The organism is Klebsiella sp. CN_Kp104 (assembly GCF_040064515.1).
Classification (GTDB): domain Bacteria; phylum Pseudomonadota; class Gammaproteobacteria; order Enterobacterales; family Enterobacteriaceae; genus Klebsiella; species Klebsiella aerogenes.
In genome coordinates this window covers 98,677-114,899 of sequence record NZ_JBEAII010000038.1, presented here as the reverse complement: position 1 = coordinate 114,899, position 16,223 = coordinate 98,677, and the positions used below count along the sequence as shown (strand labels likewise).

General features: G+C 54.6%; 20 protein-coding genes. 4 read left to right on the top strand and 16 right to left on the bottom strand.

Going from position 1 to position 16,223, the window contains the following annotated elements; translation table 11 throughout:
* Nucleotides 1-616: 616 nt before the first annotated feature.
* From ABLU80_RS20190 to ABLU80_RS20145, 10 genes are all read right to left on the bottom strand, one after another.
* Nucleotides 617-1,447 carry an N-6 DNA methylase gene (locus tag ABLU80_RS20190; protein ID WP_171825511.1) on the bottom strand — a complete coding sequence of 277 codons (831 nt, stop codon included), beginning with the start codon at nucleotides 1,445-1,447 and terminating at the stop codon, nucleotides 617-619.
* A gap of 42 nt (nucleotides 1,448-1,489) precedes the next feature.
* Nucleotides 1,490-1,702, bottom strand: a complete 213-nt coding sequence (locus ABLU80_RS20185; RefSeq protein ID WP_171825531.1) for a hypothetical protein — start codon at nucleotides 1,700-1,702, stop codon at nucleotides 1,490-1,492.
* 139 nt (nucleotides 1,703-1,841) lie between these two features.
* On the bottom strand, nucleotides 1,842-2,186 hold the full coding sequence (locus ABLU80_RS20180) for a hypothetical protein (RefSeq protein WP_059305128.1): 345 nt from the start codon (nucleotides 2,184-2,186) through the stop codon (nucleotides 1,842-1,844).
* A 46-nt stretch (nucleotides 2,187-2,232) separates the two neighbouring features.
* Complete coding sequence (locus ABLU80_RS20175) at nucleotides 2,233-2,568, bottom strand: hypothetical protein (protein WP_046883997.1); 336 nt, start codon at nucleotides 2,566-2,568, stop codon at nucleotides 2,233-2,235.
* Between the two features lie 646 nt (nucleotides 2,569-3,214).
* Entirely contained in the window at nucleotides 3,215-3,589 is a 375-nt protein-coding gene (locus tag ABLU80_RS20170) for a hypothetical protein (protein ID WP_059305127.1), read from the bottom strand.
* A gap of 61 nt (nucleotides 3,590-3,650) precedes the next feature.
* The gene (locus ABLU80_RS20165) at nucleotides 3,651-3,974 is read right to left on the bottom strand and encodes a theronine dehydrogenase (protein ID WP_072269101.1); all 324 of its coding nucleotides are present in this window, start codon (nucleotides 3,972-3,974) and stop codon (nucleotides 3,651-3,653) included.
* Entirely contained in the window at nucleotides 3,971-4,699 is a 729-nt protein-coding gene (locus ABLU80_RS20160; RefSeq protein ID WP_171825510.1) for a plasmid SOS inhibition protein A, read from the bottom strand. Before ABLU80_RS20160 ends, ABLU80_RS20165 begins: the two co-directional genes overlap by 4 nt.
* Nucleotides 4,696-5,130 (bottom strand): conjugation system SOS inhibitor PsiB, encoded by a 435-nt coding sequence (gene psiB / locus ABLU80_RS20155; protein ID WP_348850404.1) that lies wholly within the window; start codon nucleotides 5,128-5,130, stop codon nucleotides 4,696-4,698. The genes ABLU80_RS20160 and psiB overlap by 4 nt, the downstream gene beginning before the upstream one ends.
* Before the next feature lie 39 nt (nucleotides 5,131-5,169).
* The gene (locus ABLU80_RS20150; RefSeq protein ID WP_348850398.1) at nucleotides 5,170-7,179 is read right to left on the bottom strand and encodes a ParB N-terminal domain-containing protein; all 2,010 of its coding nucleotides are present in this window, start codon (nucleotides 7,177-7,179) and stop codon (nucleotides 5,170-5,172) included.
* 67 nt (nucleotides 7,180-7,246) lie between these two features.
* A complete protein-coding gene (locus tag ABLU80_RS20145) occupies nucleotides 7,247-7,477 on the bottom strand; it encodes a DUF905 domain-containing protein (RefSeq protein ID WP_063446106.1) in 231 nt (76 codons plus the stop codon).
* Between the two features lie 284 nt (nucleotides 7,478-7,761).
* Between ABLU80_RS20145 and ABLU80_RS20140 the strand changes: the two genes are divergently transcribed.
* Nucleotides 7,762-8,130: a hypothetical protein gene (locus ABLU80_RS20140; protein ID WP_348850397.1), complete on the top strand. Its 369-nt coding sequence runs from the start codon at nucleotides 7,762-7,764 to the stop codon at nucleotides 8,128-8,130.
* Between the two features lie 167 nt (nucleotides 8,131-8,297).
* Here the strand turns inward: ABLU80_RS20140 and ABLU80_RS20135 are convergent, their stop codons facing one another.
* Nucleotides 8,298-8,804: an antirestriction protein ArdA gene (locus ABLU80_RS20135; protein WP_171825508.1), complete on the bottom strand. Its 507-nt coding sequence runs from the start codon at nucleotides 8,802-8,804 to the stop codon at nucleotides 8,298-8,300.
* 577 nt (nucleotides 8,805-9,381) lie between these two features.
* Between ABLU80_RS20135 and ABLU80_RS20130 the strand changes: the two genes are divergently transcribed.
* Both ABLU80_RS20130 and ABLU80_RS20125 read left to right on the top strand, forming a co-directional pair.
* Entirely contained in the window at nucleotides 9,382-10,353 is a 972-nt protein-coding gene (locus ABLU80_RS20130) for an IS110 family transposase (RefSeq protein ID WP_348850396.1), read from the top strand.
* Nucleotides 10,354-10,601: 248 nt separating this feature from the next.
* Nucleotides 10,602-12,134 (top strand): EAL domain-containing protein, encoded by a 1,533-nt coding sequence (locus ABLU80_RS20125; RefSeq protein WP_348850395.1) that lies wholly within the window; start codon nucleotides 10,602-10,604, stop codon nucleotides 12,132-12,134.
* 177 nt (nucleotides 12,135-12,311) lie between these two features.
* Here ABLU80_RS20125 and ABLU80_RS20120 read toward each other — a convergent pair whose 3' ends face one another.
* From ABLU80_RS20120 to ABLU80_RS20105, 4 genes are read right to left on the bottom strand one after another with little or no spacing between them, the layout of a single operon-like run.
* The gene (locus tag ABLU80_RS20120; protein ID WP_171825507.1) at nucleotides 12,312-13,094 is read right to left on the bottom strand and encodes a hypothetical protein; all 783 of its coding nucleotides are present in this window, start codon (nucleotides 13,092-13,094) and stop codon (nucleotides 12,312-12,314) included.
* 54 nt (nucleotides 13,095-13,148) lie between these two features.
* Nucleotides 13,149-13,568 carry a DUF1380 family protein gene (locus tag ABLU80_RS20115; protein ID WP_348850394.1) on the bottom strand — a complete coding sequence of 140 codons (420 nt, stop codon included), beginning with the start codon at nucleotides 13,566-13,568 and terminating at the stop codon, nucleotides 13,149-13,151.
* Nucleotides 13,569-13,578: 10 nt separating this feature from the next.
* Complete coding sequence (locus ABLU80_RS20110) at nucleotides 13,579-13,800, bottom strand: hypothetical protein (RefSeq protein WP_023972437.1); 222 nt, start codon at nucleotides 13,798-13,800, stop codon at nucleotides 13,579-13,581.
* Nucleotides 13,800-14,477, bottom strand: a complete 678-nt coding sequence (locus ABLU80_RS20105) for a DNA methylase (RefSeq protein WP_348850392.1) — start codon at nucleotides 14,475-14,477, stop codon at nucleotides 13,800-13,802. The genes ABLU80_RS20110 and ABLU80_RS20105 overlap by 1 nt, the downstream gene beginning before the upstream one ends.
* A gap of 400 nt (nucleotides 14,478-14,877) precedes the next feature.
* Here ABLU80_RS20105 and ABLU80_RS20100 point away from each other — a divergent pair, with 400 nt between their 5' ends.
* A complete protein-coding gene (locus ABLU80_RS20100) occupies nucleotides 14,878-15,834 on the top strand; it encodes an IS110 family transposase (protein ID WP_348850391.1) in 957 nt (318 codons plus the stop codon).
* Nucleotides 15,835-15,970: 136 nt separating this feature from the next.
* Here ABLU80_RS20100 and ABLU80_RS20095 read toward each other — a convergent pair whose 3' ends face one another.
* On the bottom strand, nucleotides 15,971-16,189 hold the full coding sequence (locus ABLU80_RS20095) for a hypothetical protein (RefSeq protein WP_348850390.1): 219 nt from the start codon (nucleotides 16,187-16,189) through the stop codon (nucleotides 15,971-15,973).
* Between the last annotated feature and the right edge of the window lie 34 nt (nucleotides 16,190-16,223).

Sequence of the window (16,223 nt, the reverse complement as noted above, 5' to 3'; positions counted from 1 at the left end):
AGTTTATTTACCCCTTGGATGACGACACGGCGGTGCTACGACCAGCCCTCCGCCGGGGAGCTTACCGCATGATGGGAAACCAGTACCGGGGAGAGGATGAACACACCCGGAATGGCGGAGCGCCACCGGCGAATCGCTATTCCGGCCTGCAGAGTTCCGACGATATTCGTCGGAACGGTGAAAGCGGCGCGTCCGTTTACGGACGCAGCAAGCTGTGCTGTTGCCCCTGACGTTTGCCATCAGACCCTAGCGCCAGCCCGAAACCGCTTTGCGAGTTCGGCGGAGCCTGGCAGGTGCGTCAGCAGCTGACTGGCGGAGTGGGGCTGACGACTGGCCAGCTTTGCTGGTCAGGAGCCGAAGCGTGGCCATCGTGTTTGCCCTGCATGTTTTGGCCCTGCCAGGACAGAGCCGAAGGGAAAGGACAGGGAAAAGCAGGAGCCAGAACACCAGGCTGAAGAAATACCGGACAGCGCTGATGCAGGGAAAAAGAACAAATACCCCACGCGGAACGATGAAGAGCGGCGCGTCAGCGCGGCCCTTCCCGTTCGCCCCGCAGGGGCGTGGTGTTTGTCCGGCGCAAGAGGCAGGGGTCTCCTCTCCCCTGCCCTGCATACGGCTATGCAGCCTTATTAATTGTCCGTAAAAATTCGCGCATGGCACGGATTCGGCGCTGGTCTTCCAGCCGTTTTTCAAAATTGTTGATGTAGTACACCGGCGTGTACCGCACCCTGTTAAGCTGCATGGTGAGCGTATTACCCGTGACCACTTCGGCGGGAATACCCAGCAGGGAAAGCTGGATGAATGCCATATCCGCCGCTATCGGATCGATATCAATGCAGCTACCGAACATATGTTCAGAGTGATTGAAACCCGCCTCCAGTAGCTGCTCGGCATATGCGATGATCATCCCCGCCGCCCCGCTTGCCGGATCGCTGACGGTCACAAACCCGTCCCGGCATATCGTCTCGTCAATTTCTGGCCTCAGCAGTTTTGCCAGCAAAGACTGGAGGTGATACGGCGTGAAATACTGTCCGTTGCGGTCGTCGCCAAGCTCAAGCTCCATGAAGATCGCGCCGAGGAAGTCGTGGAATTTGGCCTCCAGTGCGCAGACCATCAGGCAGAAGAGCGTATGCAGGTTGCTGATATCGCTCTCGCTGTACTTCGCGCAGATTTTGCGGCTCTGCTCAATATTCTCCGGCGTTCTTATCCGCGCCATATCCAGCTCGCTGGCGGCCAGCGTGATAAAGTCGCTGAATACCTCCCAGCGGCGCAGGCTGCGGGCGGTATCCCTGAACACGCTGATAAACTGGCGGCGGGCCTGGTCGATTGTCATCATCCGGTGCGGTATCGGCTGCGTATTCACGGCGGGCAATACGGGTTTAGCGGGTGTTACTGGTGCGGCTTCTCTCGCCTGATCAAAGAAGCGGGCAAAACTGAGTTGAGACATCGTTCCTCCTTAAATGCCGCCCCGTAAGGAGCGGCTCAGTTATCAGTTAAATGCCCGCTTCAGTTCGAGCGTGCGTAACACTTGCCCCCACTCACTCCCGCGCATGGCAGGAATACGAACGGCGCCCCCCTTCTTCCGGCAGTGTGCTATGTGACGGCCCAGCGCCCGCATTTCGGCGCTGATGTCGTCACGGTCGATATCACTGCGTTTAATACGCACCTGTTTTTTGACAGGTGCGTTTTCCGCCTCAAGCATCTGGACATACAGGGCGGTCGGTGTAACAATCGACGCTCTACTGAAATGATTCATACATGTTTCCTTTTAGTTGAGGCCGGATTCATCGTTCCTAGGCGAATAAATCCGGCGGGATATGGCAGACGAAAGTCTGCCTTTTTCATTTCTGGCGCTGCATTTCCCCCTTAACGCGTGCCAGAATCTCCGCGTGGTCAAGGTTGCTGTAGTCACGCATCCGGTAATAACGGATACCGATCCGCGCGTAGATTTCGGTCACATTGCCGCAGACCATTTCCGCCAGCATGAAGGTTTCACACTCGCCGTTCTCACTGCTGCGCCAGTTCATCGGGTACATCAGCCCCAGCGCATCATGGAAGGCGTGAACGTCGATTTCGACAGGCGCGGTCAGGTATGACTTTTCGCGGCTCAGCCAGTACGCGCGCTCGGCCTCGCTGGTCGCGTAAATACCGGCTTCGGTGCTGGATTCGTTCAGATTTAAGTGCATGGTTTCTCTCCTTCTGGTTAATGGCGTTGATGTTTCGCCGTAGTGGTTATTCGTCAAACGTGATGCCGGAAAAATGCGCCATCAGGTGCAGCATGTCGGCAATCTCGTCGACTTTCTGCTGAATGGCTGGCGTGGCTTTCAGGATGCGCGTGACAGCGATTCTGAGTTCCCCCATATAACGGGTTGCAGACTCGCCCAGCGCCGTTTTGTCCGTATTGCTCTGGTACTTCATGAGGGCTTTGCTGACGCGGTTTTGCAGGTTATCAAGCTCGCTGAGGGCGCCTTTCTCCCATGCGTCGAAGCTGGATGTGCTGTTCGTGTCACCCCATCTTTCGGAAGATTCTTTGGTGGCGGTTTTGACGTTGACGTTCTGTGTGTTCATCCTGCTTTTCCTCCTGTCTGGTGGTTAATCCATCTCTCGGTGAGTTCCCTGGCGGCAAAGGGCAAAGGAGCAACGACGTACGGAGGAAGGAAAGGGGCGGAGACAAAAGTTTTTGCAGTTCTTCGCAAAAAGTTTTGGCGGAGTTTATTTACCCCTTGGATGACGACACGGCGGTGCTACGACCAGCCCTCCGCCGGGGGACTTAACGTGAGAGGGCTCACCGGAGGAAGGGGGAGAGGATGAACACACCCGACACGGCGGAACGACGTGGCGTCACCTGAGTGCCGGCGGCTTTATCGCCGGCATGGTGAAAGCGGCGTGACCGGAACGGTCACTGCAAGCCGGTGTTGACGTTGCGACAGTGGGATGGAAGCCCGTCAGGGCGGAGACGGTTTACCGGCTCCGTTTACGACAGCCCCGGTTCCCGTCAGGGAAGTCGCCCGCAGTCATGGCCAGTGACCCCGTCCGACAACAGGCAAATGTGAAAAGATGATACAGACAACTGCCACCATAATTCGCAGCGTCCGTTCTTCCGAGGAGATTCACAGCAGGGTATTTTAAAGCGTAAAGGGCATAGAAAAGAGCAGCTATACCCAGGCATAACCGCTCTTGTTACTTTCCTGCCCTCACACTGTCGTATTCTTTGTTACCTTCGCCTCCAGAACACCCAGCCACTGACCAGAATCAAAGCACCGCACAGCACCGCCAGATTCGGCAAGATGGTGTCGAATGTACTGCTGAAAACTTCATCGGGGTTATGTTCCCCCCAGAACTCCAGCTTGTATCCGATGCCCCAGACAGAAAACGCCAGTCCAGAAGCCACAATTCCCCACTTAAAGAGAAACAAGAGCACGTTGTCCAGCATACCAGGCGGATCGCGCCAGGTGATAACCAGCGCAATCAGAGCACAGATAGCCACCCCGGCGTAATTCGCCGGGCTTCCGACCATCTCCGGAGCAAAAATATATATTATCAGCGTTAACAGACCACTAAACAGAGCTGTCAATATCCAGTATCTCATCAGTACATATTCCTTTAATTAACCCTGCCGACCCCATGCCGGACAGGTTACTATAACAGGTTCAGCAGGGTGACTTTCCCCGATAATAATCCGGTCGCGCCGCCAGTTCCCGCCCGATAAGTTCATCAGCAAACAGTGGTGCTATTCTGTTAACACGACGCGCCAAATTCCGGCGACGGGTGGCCGCCTTGCGCTCATCGCTCCAGCGCCTGACCGGTCTGTCATACAGAAAATCCACGCAGACCGCATATCCGGCGCCCGCCACCCACCGTGACATCACCGATTCAGGCGCGGGCATCCCTGCCTCCACCACTTCTGACGCCAGTTCAGATTCACCAGGACAGGGACCAGGACGCTTCCAGCGCAGTGAGTAACGCCACTTCATACCCGGTCCCGCATTGTTAGTTTGTTGGGTACCATCCAGCGCTCCAGTTGCCTGACAGATTCCGGGCTTTCCCGCGCCAGCACTTTCGTTTCAGCCATCACCGTCCAGAAAGGTTCCCCCTCAAACATCCAGTGATCCAGCCCGGATAAAGACGGGAAATGCTCACTCCAGCGCCAGAACATCTCCTCAAGGTCGTACTGGCGCAGTTTACTCCCCGACCAGCGTGCGCCCCAGCTGCTGACCGTTTCGGGGGTATGGAATGCCAGCTCAGTCTCCGCCTGCCCCGCCAGCGCCTGGTACGCCCGCTCACGCTGGCACTGTTCCTTGCGGCGCTGGCGGGTATATTTTTCATCCCGCAGGGCGTCCTGACAGCGAACCCGCTCAGTCTGCTGAAAGGCCACCTCCGGAAAGAGGCGCTGTCCGGCACCGACAGGAAGCGGCAGCCAGCAACACGTCCCGCGGCTTTCAATCAGCGTATCGATGGCACTGAGCCAGCTGTCCCTGCTGCCCCGCAGATCCCGCGCCGTCAGCACCGGCGCAAAATGATGGATTTCCCTGAGTGAGATGCGCGTGCTGCCCGTGAGCCGCCGGAAAAAGGCGCTGGCATACGGATACATCGTGGACACCGCGCCGCGCGACCGCCGGCGTTCAACCTCAGCGATAGCCTCCATCGCGGCGCGTCGCTCAGGGCTGAAGGGAACCAGTGAAAGGTTTGCAGGTATCATGCCGCGCCCTCCGCTGCCAGAATACTGATGATGCTGGCCTGGCTGTAACCGTCGGCATCGAGACGCGCTGTCAGGCTGATGGTGTGGCTGACCAGCTCCGGCTGCCAGCCGCTCAGGGCACGAATGACGGAGAACGGGCGACCGCTGGCGGGAACAAACACCACCATCCACATCGGACTGATGGCACCGGGACTGCACACCGCCAGATGGAAGTTGCCGTGTGAGGGGGTGAAGCGCACCTGCACAGGGAAGAACCCGCCAAACTCGTTGCGGTATTCGCCGTTCATGTCCCAGTTTTCCGGACAGGACAGGTCACGCATAACGGCGTGGGTCAGTTCGCGGCGGAAGTCTTCGCCGCTGTCCCGCCAGTCCTCAAACTCATCACAGGACATCGTTTTCAGTACATCGGGGGTCAGAACAGTTTGCATAATTCTCTCCTTATCGCCGCCCCGCAGGGCGGCTCTCCGTTATCAGGCGGCGTGTGCCGTGTTGGTGGTGTCGTTGCCAGTGCTGTCGGTATCTGAAACCGCGTCGTCAGTACCGGATTCAGCCGCAGACTCCGGTCCTTTCAGCCATGCCGGAACCCAGCGGGTGTGCTGCATAAAGTGCTCCGCATGCGCTGCTGCATCGCCCTTCTTCATCTTCTCCGCGTCCCCTGCCGCGCCCGTCAGCCCCGCCTCTTTCAGGGAGGCCACAATCTGCGGATGTTTCAGGCTGCCGAAGTAGTTGTCCTTCGTCGGCTGCCACCAGTCGCGCAGGTGGAAGCCGATTGCCGCCTCGACCGTATCGAGGGTGCTGCGTGAAGTGTGTCCCATATCGCGGGTCTGTACCCCGTCAACGGAACAGGCTGTGCAGAAGGCCATCAGCGACATCAGCACCTCCCCGCTCAGGGTGAAGAACGTGGTGAAGTCCTTCTCCCATCCTTCCGGCAGCAGGGCTTTCAGCCGTGTTTTTTCAGCCATCAGGATGCCAATGGCGGCTCCGTCTTTGCCGGACGGGGCGTTCTCCGTCAGACTGCTGTGGGATACGGTCAGGCTGATACGGAACGGATGCGGCGTGGTGACGCATCCGGCAAAAACACAGGTACACATGCGCCAGACCATCAGCGCCACCGCCTTTTCGGGCTGCTGCATCAGTGCCGCCTGGACTGCCAGCGTACGTTCGGAGGTCATTTTCGTGAGCAGCGGGACGCTGATCCCCTCTGCGGCGTCGGGCTGACGTGAGGTGAACGGCACGGTTACGCTGCTGGTTTCGGTTTCTTCCGGCATATCCGCTTTCAGGCGAACTCCGCGCTGCACGTACACCTGCCCTTCGTACAGGCTGACCATCACCCCCGCGCCTGACTTCATGTCGTCAGTCCACGCGCTGACTTCTGCTGCCGTTTTAATCGCGAGGATGTCCGCTTCGATCGCATCCGACTCGTCGCAAACGCTGTCATATGTGTCGTACTGCTCCCGCAGCGCATCAAGACGCTGCTGTTGCTCAGCGGTGTATACCGGTTCGGGGTCACACGGCTGAACGAACTCTTTACCGTCTTCGCCGTGGTACCAGATGCGGGCTGCGCGTCCGCGACTCCATGCCCAGCCCTCACGCAGCTGAATGTCCTGCGCGATACGCGCCAGCTTTTCCTGCACCAGACGCTCAACCAGCACACTGTCTGCCGTACCGTCACCGTCGTCCTGGCTGAACAGATCTTCACGGACATAGCCTCCCGCTGCCTCATAGGCTTCGCGCCCGATAAACAAGAATTTAGCGTTGTCGGTGCGCATCTCAGTTTCGGTAATGGCGCGTTTAATCAGGTGTGCGGGCGCGTTCGACCAGCTGGCCTTCACGCTTTCGAATACCTCTACCTGACGGGCAGGATCGTCCTCGAGACACAGTGCCTGACACTGTTCAACGGTCAGTTCGTCCTGCGCGAGCTTCTCCATCAGGGACGGGGCGAGGTTTGCCAGCTTCAGCATGCGCTGCACGTGGCGGGAGCCGAAGCCGAGCGCATCGCCAATCTGCGCGGGGGTTTTGCCCTGCTCTGCCAGCGTACGGAACCCTGCGATTTGCTCGGCGGGATGCATGGCGGCGCGCTGCTCGTTCTCAGCGACGGAGGCAAGGGCGGCAATGTCGTCGGAAACACGTTTCACCATAACCGTATGGTCAGCAGCGAGACGCCCCTCCTGCGCCAGCAGATTCAGGGCGGTCAGTCGGCGGCCACCTGCGGCGACGCCGGATTGTCCGTCCGGGAGAGTGTGGACAATCAGGTTCTGCAGCAGTCCGAGCGCCTCGATCGAGTCGGCCAGACCGCGAACACTGTCCACGGAATACGGGATGGTGCGCACGTTCAGCGGGGATTTAACGAGCGCGGACAGCGGAACATACTCGATGGCAGCAGCCTCAAGGGCGACTTTCAGGGCTTCTTCCTGCGCTTTCGTGATTTTTTTACTGCTCGCTTTTTTGGGTGCTTTTGCTTTAACATCGGTTACTGACATAATTGATACTCCTTCCGGATATTGATGATTGTCTGCCGGACGCGTTCCCGTCCGGCACCTCCACTGCTTACTGTGTTTTACGAATACCGTAGTCCGCGATATAACGGTTGAGCCAGTACGTGCCGCCCGGCTCGAAGTTCCACGTGCGCCAGACCATTTCCCCGTCCTTACGGACAACCAGACGAAAATGCGAACCCTGATCGTCCTCGATCGCCACGTTGACGTACTGTGCCGCAACGGCCTCAGCCTGTTCGCGGGTAAAGGTGTCGTCGGGTAAAACCGCCAGCGCCTCGCTCACTGAAAACCTCCTTCTGAACCTGTTTTGCTTTTAAAAAAACCATCACCCGTTGAGTTGCCGGGGCCGCGGTTTTGACGTTTTGCGGGGACCTGCTGAACGCCCCGATGGTTGTTACCTTCACCCGTTTGAGAGCCGTTCGCCGCAGGGGCGTAAACCAGCGCGGGCGATGGCGGATGTCCAGGGCGCGGTTTACCGCGTGCCATTTACCCTGGACAACTGACAGCGGCTGTGCTTGTCTCAGCCCCGGCGAAAGGACTCAAAAGGGTGAAAAAACCAGGCAAGGAATGAGCAGGAACCCGCCGCAACGACGGAACGCGCGGGCGCGAAACGGCGTTGCCCCGAAGAGGCCCGGCAGCATTACCGCCGGGCTGGTGAGAGCGGCGCATCCGTTGGCGGATGCTGCAAGCGTGATGTTGCGACAGCGCGATGGAAGCCCGGCAGGGCGGAGACGGCTTGCCGGCTCCGTTTACGACAGCGCCGGTTCCCGTCAGGGAAGTCGCCCACAGGCAGACACAACAGGAAGAAAAACCGACAGAACAGCGATATCAGCCAGTACGCCATCGGTATGGACACTATTGCCAGCGGCAACGGCAACGGCAACGGCAACGGCAACGGCAACGGCAACGCAGGGATTATCGCCAGAACAGAAATAACACTGACCAGCTGCAGCACACCTGTATTCATATCCTGACACCACAGGGGCATCAGGCACTGGCGGAGATGCGCGGCGCCGCAGGCGCGGCGAACTTCGCCGGCAGGCAAAGCCTGCCAGGGTTTTGCGCGCGGGCTGACAGGCGGCTTAACCGCCTGCCGGGGAAAATCAGTTGCTGAAGACGTAGCCGCCATGGAACACATAGCCGCTGTTGAACAGGTCACGCGCATACGCCTCGTAATCGAAATACACGCGCAGGGACTCCGGCACATCGTTTAACAGAGCGTTGTCCTCCACAAACCCATGAGCAAATTCCTCTTCGCTTTCCGCCTCGCCGCGGTACGCATCATCGAACGCGTCATAGTCACACTCGCCGGTATACTCCGCCCAGGCGATAAAAGCGGCTTCCCTGCCCTCTTCTTCGGCGCGTTTGTAAGCGGCGATAAAATCCCAGTCAATGGAGCTTTCAGAGGCAAACTGTGACGGAATGCCTTCCCAGTCCTGGAACATAAACTCGGCATCCCATTCATCGGCATGCAGCGCCTGGCAGGCCTCGTAAAAATCCTCCCGTCCGTCAAACTCTGTCAGATCAAACCATTTGCCGAAAATGCTGCCGCAGTTGTATTTATGCCAGGTGCCAACGTAGACAGCAGGTGTGGTGGTCGTAATGCTCATAAAAAATCCTCCATAGTCGATGTCGTCTGAGTTCCGGCTTACGCCGTGCCGACACGACAGCCCGACAGGGAGCGAAAAATGCAGGGGCGATGCATGAAGCCGCAGCGCCGGTAAACAGCGGAGAGGGTCTGGACGGTTAGCGAGCGAATATTGAGCGAGATAACGACGGGAAGAGCCGCGACAGGCCTTTAAACATACGGCGACCGGGTGAAAGCATCGACGTCAGTGAACCCTTGCATTTGCAGCGTTCGGGCTAGAGTAGAGGCACGGCGTTTGCCGCAGGCCGCACGGGACGTTACTCACCGCGAAGCCGGAACAACGTGGAGGAAGAGCCGTAAAAGCGGAGCCGGCGACATCCTTGTATTATCGGCGATACAGAATGAGTTGATTCTGTAGGTTAACGACCATGTTCAGGGCAAAGCAGGACGGCGACATCCTGTGGCTAACAAGCCAGTGCATAAGATAACTACCGCTTTGCCTTTCATTCAGTGAATGACCGAAGGGTATCTGTGGCCCCGGACACCGGTGAGCCTGAATTTGCAAGGTAGGTCAATGCTGAACTTTATGAGGAAAAGTTATGACTGTATATCTTGGTATCGATATTGCCAGTAAGAAATTTGATGTAGCAGAACTCTGTGACGGGAATTACCGATGCAAAGCTTTTGAAAACACATCCGCTGGATTTTTGGCTCTCTATAAATGGCTTGGCCAGAGCACAATGCCAGACATTCACGCATGTTTGGAAGCGACTGGTGACTATGGCACTTCACTCGCCACATTTTTGTATGAAAATAAGATAAAAGTCAGTGTTGTTAATCCTGCACGTATTAAAGGATTCGGTGCATCGGAACTTTCGCGCACTAAAACCGACAAAGCGGACTCAAAACTTATTGCCCGGTTCTGTAAAGCTGCTGTGCCTGACGGATGGAAACCAACGCCAGCACCAGTGAGAAAGTTGCAGGCCCTCGTCCGTCGTATCAGCGCGCTCAATGGTATGTTAAGAATGGAGTGCAACCGTCGTGAGAATGCTGACGCAAATATTCAGGCTTCTCTCGATCGCATCATTAGCCTGCTTAAAACGGAAATCGAGGTTGTCCGGCAGGAGATAAAAGATCATGTGAGAAGTGATGACGAACTGAAAAAACAGGATGCACTTATACAGTCAGTTCCTGGTATCGGCGAGGTTTCGAGCAATCTGATTTTATCATTCATGTCCGGTAAAGGTTTCAGGAAAGCAAAAGAAGTCACTGCGTACCTGGGGCTAAATCCACGTCACCATCAATCCGGTAGTTCTGTCAGAGGCAAGACGCGTATGTCAAAAATGGGTGATTCGCGACTAAGAAGTGCCCTTTATATGCCTGCGTTGGTCGCACTGAGATATAACCCAGATATAAAGGCATTCGGGCAACGACTGTTGCTTGCAGGCAAACCGAGGATGCTTGTCGTCGGAGCCGTTATGCGGAAACTAATCCATATAGTATTCGGGGTACTAAAATCAGGCACAGCGTTCAGTTCACGCATAGCTGTACATTCTGTAGTTTCAGGCTGACGACAGTAAACTGGCTGATACTCGACAGGTTCAAATGTGTCTACTTCCATTTGGCCAACGGGCAGCTTTGTGCCAAAAACGGAAGCGTTTGAAATGTCGCCTATCAGGGTTAGTGCTGTTTTTCTGTGAAATATTTCTATGTTGTATATGGTTAATTTTAATCTTATCAACCATGCTTTTTGTAACAGTACAACTGACACTTTCGATACCTCCAGAGTAGTCAACTCACACATACCCAGGATATATAAATGCGTAATGCACTTATTCCAATCACCGTAGCCATAGCTATGTTTGTAACGGGTGTTTTTATTCTTAATACTCAAGTCTGGTATACCGCAGGTGCAGACAGCCTTGCTGGGGCAAGATATGTAGTAAAGAATATGAATGTGATTCTTAATGAAGCCCGTCTGGCTACCAGAACAGCAATGAGTACAATCGAAAAAGGCTGTGGTCCAGAAGAGCAGTATCGGCTTGGCACCGAAGCTGCACTGCAGCCACACCTCAGAACTATCATTATTCTCAGGCAAGGGGCTGTCTGGTGTTCATCTCTACCGGGAAATCGCATACTACTGGTTAACATCAATGCAATTCCGAATTCGCCATTGTACCTTGTACCTTCAAGCGGGACAGTAAATGGTCTTCCTGTTCTTTTAGTTCAGACGGAATTTGCTGATAGCCGTATCGTAGTCACCGTAAGCGATAGCCATATCAGGGATGCGCTGGACACCCCGTTAAAAGGTGTGAGGTATGCACTAAGGGTTGGAAATAATGTTATAGAAATGTTCGGGGACGTAACTAAAGTAAACGCAATGCAAAATCATTCTATACACGTAACGGATTCAAATTATCCTCTCAGCATCGAATATAACTCCGCTGCGTTTTTCAGCCTGCAGAATCTACAAAGGATGATCAGCCGGGCTGGGGGGATCTTGCTGTTTTTACTACTGATATCCTGCCTCGCTGCTTACATCCTGAATAAATACCTGACTAAAAATACTCTCCCTGAAGAAGCACTCCGCCGGGCAATTTCGAAAGGCGATATTGTTCCTTTTTATCAACCCATCGTAAATGGCAGAGAAGGAACACTACGTGGTGTTGAAGTATTGGCCAGATGGAAGCACCCGATAGCAGGATATATTTCTCCCGCTTCATTTATTCCTTTAGCGGAAAAGTCAGGGTTGATAGTTTCGTTAACTCAAAGCCTGATGGCCCAGGTAGCGTCTAATATGAATACCATTGCCAGTAAATTACCTGAAGGTTTTCATATTGGAATTAACTATAGCGCTTCTCATATCGCCACACCCACATTCGTGGAAGATTGTGTGAAATATAGGAACAGTTTCAACCGGAACGATTTAAAACTAGTCATTGAGGTAACGGAGCGTGAGCCTCTGGCTATCGATGAAACACTTGTTCAAACCCTGAATGAATTACATGCAAATGGTTTTGCTGTCGCACTTGATGATTTTGGAACCGGATATTCTGGTCTTTCCTACTTACAGAATCTTAATATCGACTACATCAAAATTGATCAAAGTTTTGTCGGTCAGGTAAATGAGCATGAGGACTCGACCATTATACTGGATTCCGTACTTGACCTGGCGCGTAAACTCTCAATAAGCATCGTTGCTGAAGGTGTGGAAACGCAGGAACAACTTGATTATCTCCTTAGGAACAATATCACATTTCTGCAGGGTTACTATTTCTTTAAGCCCTTACCTTTCAATGAATTAATAATGATTTTGTTATCCAAGCCTAAAGTCTGGGTTAACATTGAATAACCAGTTGGACGTTCTGGCTGGCTAAAAGGTCACTAACGTCCGTTCCTCGCTCAAAGCTGACCTTCACATGCCCCCCATCTAGATTGAATCCTTTTAGATCTCAATAGATGGTTGCAAATTAAGAGGGTATCTTATCCTTCGATGTTGACTCAGGGGGCCGCAGCCCCCTGCTGTTCGCTACACTGGCCGGATTGCTGACAGGGCATTGCGGACAAGACTGATTTCTGCACGCGCTTCTGCCATGACCTCATGTAACAGGGTTAAATCCATCCACCGGCGCGGAGGCTCACCCGGAATGCGCAGCACATCGCACATCTGGCCACATGCCAGGATTTGATCCACTTTGTCACTGATAACAAAGAACTCAACGCTGCTGTAGTGCGCCCCTTTGTTCAGGATGGCATCGAGCACCACCGATAGATTATCGCCATCGTCGTCCAGCCAGCAGGGCATATCGTTTTCCTTCACAACCAGACGGAAATTTCGGGTCTGGCGATAAAACAGCGTTTCCCCGCGCGTGTTCAGTGCCGCCTTTATCCGGCGCGCATCCTCCCATACCTGCCGGGATACATCCCGCACGGCGCGGGACAGGCAATTCGTTACAGCCTGAATCTCCGGCTCCGTCAGCCATTCCCCGGCCCAGGGGAAAGCTATCTGTGTTCCGTCCTCCGGAAGCTGCGGCGCGTCGGCATAGCGGCTGCCGGATAAAATAATCTGCGCTGGCGTCCCGGCTATTTTTGTCATGGCACTTTGCAGCTCTGCGGGTACGTCACCGATACAAAGTAAAGGAAGCAGATGAACAATATTTGCCGCATCCAGACGGACATAAATGCTTATCCATCCCGGTTTATTGACCGGATCACGCTGATCAACATCGGTATGGTCAGGCCATCCATAATCAGCAATCAAATCGCGCGCACGGCGCATCACAAGGGCGTTTAACGTGGTGGTTTCCTGCATAATGGGTTCCTTCTGAACTGATTCAGTACACGCCGCCCGGGCGGCGTGTTGATTTCAGTTTTTCAGTAATGCGCGAACTTTCGCCGCATCAGCCAGGCGACGTGTAACGCTTTCCGGGACCGGATGATTGCTGTCACGAGCAGTCCATTCCCTGTGCCATAACGCCTGTTCGGCAGTGGTCAGCAGGGTTTCAAGCAGATCCGCCGGCACCATCACCGCCGGAACGGCCTCTTTCACCTGTTCAATCAGATCCATCACCGCACCGGCAGACACGCCCGACTCAAGCCGTTGTTCCTCCGGAATGGCGTCCATACGCGCCAGTACCGCCCTTGTGTCCTGCTCCGAAACGGCATATTCCATTCCGTCGGCCAGTGCTTCGATATCCGCCGGGGACCAGATAATGAGGTTCAGCGGGGTTTCTGCGGGATACTGTTCACGCAACAACTGGCAGAGGGTTTCACAGGTTCCGTACATGTTTTTCTCCTTAGTCCTTAAAGCAGGCATCCAGCTCAAGAATTTCGTTGTATGCCGCCATAAACAGGGCATTGATGCGAAAAAGGGTCTGACGGGTCAGGCGTTCGGCCAGCACATCGGAATCAAAGCGATAGCGGTGCTCCATCCCGTTCAGCGTCGCCCGCAGGTCACACATGCTGTTGGCGACTTCCGCCACCTCTGCGCGGAGTTTTTCGTGTCCTGCATAGTTCATTACGCGGCCTCCGGGAACTCGTCGTTAGCGGCCGGGTACTGCATGGCGCGCAGGACGGCGGCCAGACGCTGCTGTCCGGCCCGGTGATACTGCTCCAACAGTTCAATACCGATGTAACGACGGCCAGCCTGGAGGGCGGCCACGCAGGTGGAGCCACTGCCGGCAAAGGGGTCGAGCACAATCGCGCCGGGATGTGTGAAGGACTCAATCAGCGGTTGCAGGCTGGTTACGGGTTTTTCGGTAGGGTGGTGCCGGTTGCCGCTGTATTTCCAGCCCAGTACGTCCGGCAGCGGATTTTGTGGCAGACGTGGACGGCCTTTTGCAAGGATGTAGGCGCATTCGTGGCGATAGCCCACATATGCGGCCTTCGATGTGTAGGTTTTGGTGAATACCAGGTGGCCGACAACGCTGAATCCCGCATTTTTCCAGGCGGCCATAAAGCGATCGACACGGTTCCAGCCGTAGAAACTGACCATAAGCGCGTCTTTTTTGAGCACGCGGTACATCTCATTGCAGGCGGGTTGCAGCCATTCATCGGTTTTATCGCCGGCGATGGTACGCCCCTGACGGTCACGAAAACCGACGAGATATGGCGGGTCGGTGAGAATGAAATCGACAGCATTATCCGGAAAGCCGGACATGATATGGACGCAATTACCCTGGATAAATCGGGACATGGTAGTTCTCCTTTCTCAAATGCGGCGCCAGTTACGCCGTGCCGATACGACAGCCGGGCGAAAAGTGGAGAATGCAGGGGCGGTGCCGCAAGCCGCAGCGCAGTGAAAAAGCCCACGCTGGCTGGACGGTTTGACGGCGAAAATTGAGACGGAAAACGACGGGAAGACAGCGTGTAATGCCTTTGAAATTAACTGCGACCGGGTGAGGACACCGGCAGAGCGAACCCTTATATCTTGAAGATGGCATAAACTGCATTTGTAGGTCTGGCAAAGCTCATGCAGCACGTGCGAACCCGAGGGCATTCAACCCGCATGCAAGCGTCCCGCGCATGAGCTGAGTCACTCATCACTAGCCCGTACAGTTGAATGAAAACAAATTCGTATCGTAAGGAGGGGCACCATGAGTCAGCCAAATCAACACTGCATCGGTATTGATGTTGCTAAATTGTCGCTGGATATTGCTGGTACGACAGAATTCACTCCTTTTTCTGCCAGTAACGATGAGGATGGGTTCCTGGCGATTCTGAAAGTGCTGAAAGAATCGAAGATCTCGCTGATACTCATGGAAGCGACCGGGGGACTGGAGGCTTCAGTAGCCTGTTTCTTACAGGCCGCCGGATATGAGGTCGTTGTTATCAATCCCCGTCAGGCCAGAGACTTTGCCCGCTCAATGGGATATCTGGCCAAAACAGATAAGCTTGATGCCGCCATGCTGGCACAGCTCGCTCAGATCATCGATCGTCATCCTGACCGCAGCCGGTATATTCGTGCCCTGCCGGACGAAGCGCGCGCGGTACTTACCGCCATGGTCGTCCGTCGTCGCCAGCTGAATAACATGCTCGTCGCCGAGCGTAATCGACGCTATCCCTCTCATCCGCAAAGTCGTAAGAGCATTGATAACATTATTAATGCGCTTGAAAGCGAGCTCGACCACATCAGTCAGGAGATGAAGCAGCACGTAAAAGTTTTTTTCATGGAACAGGCCGAGGTGATTGGGAGCGTTAAAGGCGTTGGTGAAGTCACTGTCGCATCCCTGATTGCTGAGCTGCCGGAGTTGGGAAAACTCAATCGGCGGGAGATAAGCGCACTGACTGGCGTAGCTCCCCTGAACCGGGATTCAGGAAAAATGCGGGGTAGACGAACCACATTTGGCGGAAGGGCCGGTGTCCGGGCAACGCTTTACATGGCGGCTCTTGTTGCCACGCAGTTTAATCCCGCCATTAAAATGTTCTATCAACGGCTGCTTACCGTCGGTAAACCCAAAAAACTCGCACTGGTAGCCTGCATGCGCAAACTCATCACCATTTTAAACACCATGGTCATGAAGGGAGAAAAGTGGGATGCTTCGTTCAGATAAAAAATAATCCACTGAGTCGAGTAGATGGCATCAGGATCATTGTCAGTGAACCTGACGAGTCTTGTATCGAATAATAGATGAGTAAAGTCCGCTAAGTGCCAGAAGCGGACAAGATGTAATGCTATCCATTACACCCTTATTCGATGCGTTCCACATTTGGATGACGCTCGGTTGCGGCTTCATGGAATATGTCACCAAGCCAGCTGGCAAATTCGCCTTCTGTCATATCGTCTGGAATAGTGATGTCATAGAGTCGAGAAAACTTTCTCTCGGTCAGGTCAGCACGAAATACCAGCCACCGATCATTCTTACGTTGAACGCCAATGTGACGTCCAAAAACGTTATAAATAAGCATATGCAATCTCCAATCATACTAATGAGCCCATGAA

What these genes read in the sequence shown, in the direction of transcription:
- ABLU80_RS20190 (WP_171825511.1), bottom strand. Translation starts at nt 1,447, where the DNA reads ATGTCTCAACTCAGTTTTGCCCGCTTCTTTGATCAGGCGAGAGAAGCC.
- ABLU80_RS20095 (WP_348850390.1), bottom strand. Translation starts at nt 16,189, where the DNA reads ATGCTTATTTATAACGTTTTTGGACGTCACATTGGCGTTCAACGTAAG.
- ABLU80_RS20165 (WP_072269101.1), bottom strand. Translation starts at nt 3,974, where the DNA reads ATGAAGTGGCGTTACTCACTGCGCTGGAAGCGTCCTGGTCCCTGTCCT.
- ABLU80_RS20150 (WP_348850398.1), bottom strand. Translation starts at nt 7,179, where the DNA reads ATGTCAGTAACCGATGTTAAAGCAAAAGCACCCAAAAAAGCGAGCAGT.
- ABLU80_RS20110 (WP_023972437.1), bottom strand. Translation starts at nt 13,800, where the DNA reads ATGAACTATGCAGGACACGAAAAACTCCGCGCAGAGGTGGCGGAAGTC.
- ABLU80_RS20120 (WP_171825507.1), bottom strand. Translation starts at nt 13,094, where the DNA reads ATGCAGGAAACCACCACGTTAAACGCCCTTGTGATGCGCCGTGCGCGC.
- ABLU80_RS20140 (WP_348850397.1), top strand. Translation starts at nt 7,762, where the DNA reads ATGAGCAGGAACCCGCCGCAACGACGGAACGCGCGGGCGCGAAACGGC.
- ABLU80_RS20105 (WP_348850392.1), bottom strand. Translation starts at nt 14,477, where the DNA reads ATGTCCCGATTTATCCAGGGTAATTGCGTCCATATCATGTCCGGCTTT.
- ABLU80_RS20185 (WP_171825531.1), bottom strand. Translation starts at nt 1,702, where the DNA reads ATGCTTGAGGCGGAAAACGCACCTGTCAAAAAACAGGTGCGTATTAAA.
- ABLU80_RS20135 (WP_171825508.1), bottom strand. Translation starts at nt 8,804, where the DNA reads ATGAGCATTACGACCACCACACCTGCTGTCTACGTTGGCACCTGGCAT.
- ABLU80_RS20130 (WP_348850396.1), top strand. Translation starts at nt 9,382, where the DNA reads ATGACTGTATATCTTGGTATCGATATTGCCAGTAAGAAATTTGATGTA.
- ABLU80_RS20175 (WP_046883997.1), bottom strand. Translation starts at nt 2,568, where the DNA reads ATGAACACACAGAACGTCAACGTCAAAACCGCCACCAAAGAATCTTCC.
- ABLU80_RS20125 (WP_348850395.1), top strand. Translation starts at nt 10,602, where the DNA reads ATGCGTAATGCACTTATTCCAATCACCGTAGCCATAGCTATGTTTGTA.
- ABLU80_RS20180 (WP_059305128.1), bottom strand. Translation starts at nt 2,186, where the DNA reads ATGCACTTAAATCTGAACGAATCCAGCACCGAAGCCGGTATTTACGCG.
- ABLU80_RS20170 (WP_059305127.1), bottom strand. Translation starts at nt 3,589, where the DNA reads ATGAGATACTGGATATTGACAGCTCTGTTTAGTGGTCTGTTAACGCTG.
- ABLU80_RS20100 (WP_348850391.1), top strand. Translation starts at nt 14,878, where the DNA reads ATGAGTCAGCCAAATCAACACTGCATCGGTATTGATGTTGCTAAATTG.
- ABLU80_RS20160 (WP_171825510.1), bottom strand. Translation starts at nt 4,699, where the DNA reads ATGATACCTGCAAACCTTTCACTGGTTCCCTTCAGCCCTGAGCGACGC.
- ABLU80_RS20115 (WP_348850394.1), bottom strand. Translation starts at nt 13,568, where the DNA reads ATGTACGGAACCTGTGAAACCCTCTGCCAGTTGTTGCGTGAACAGTAT.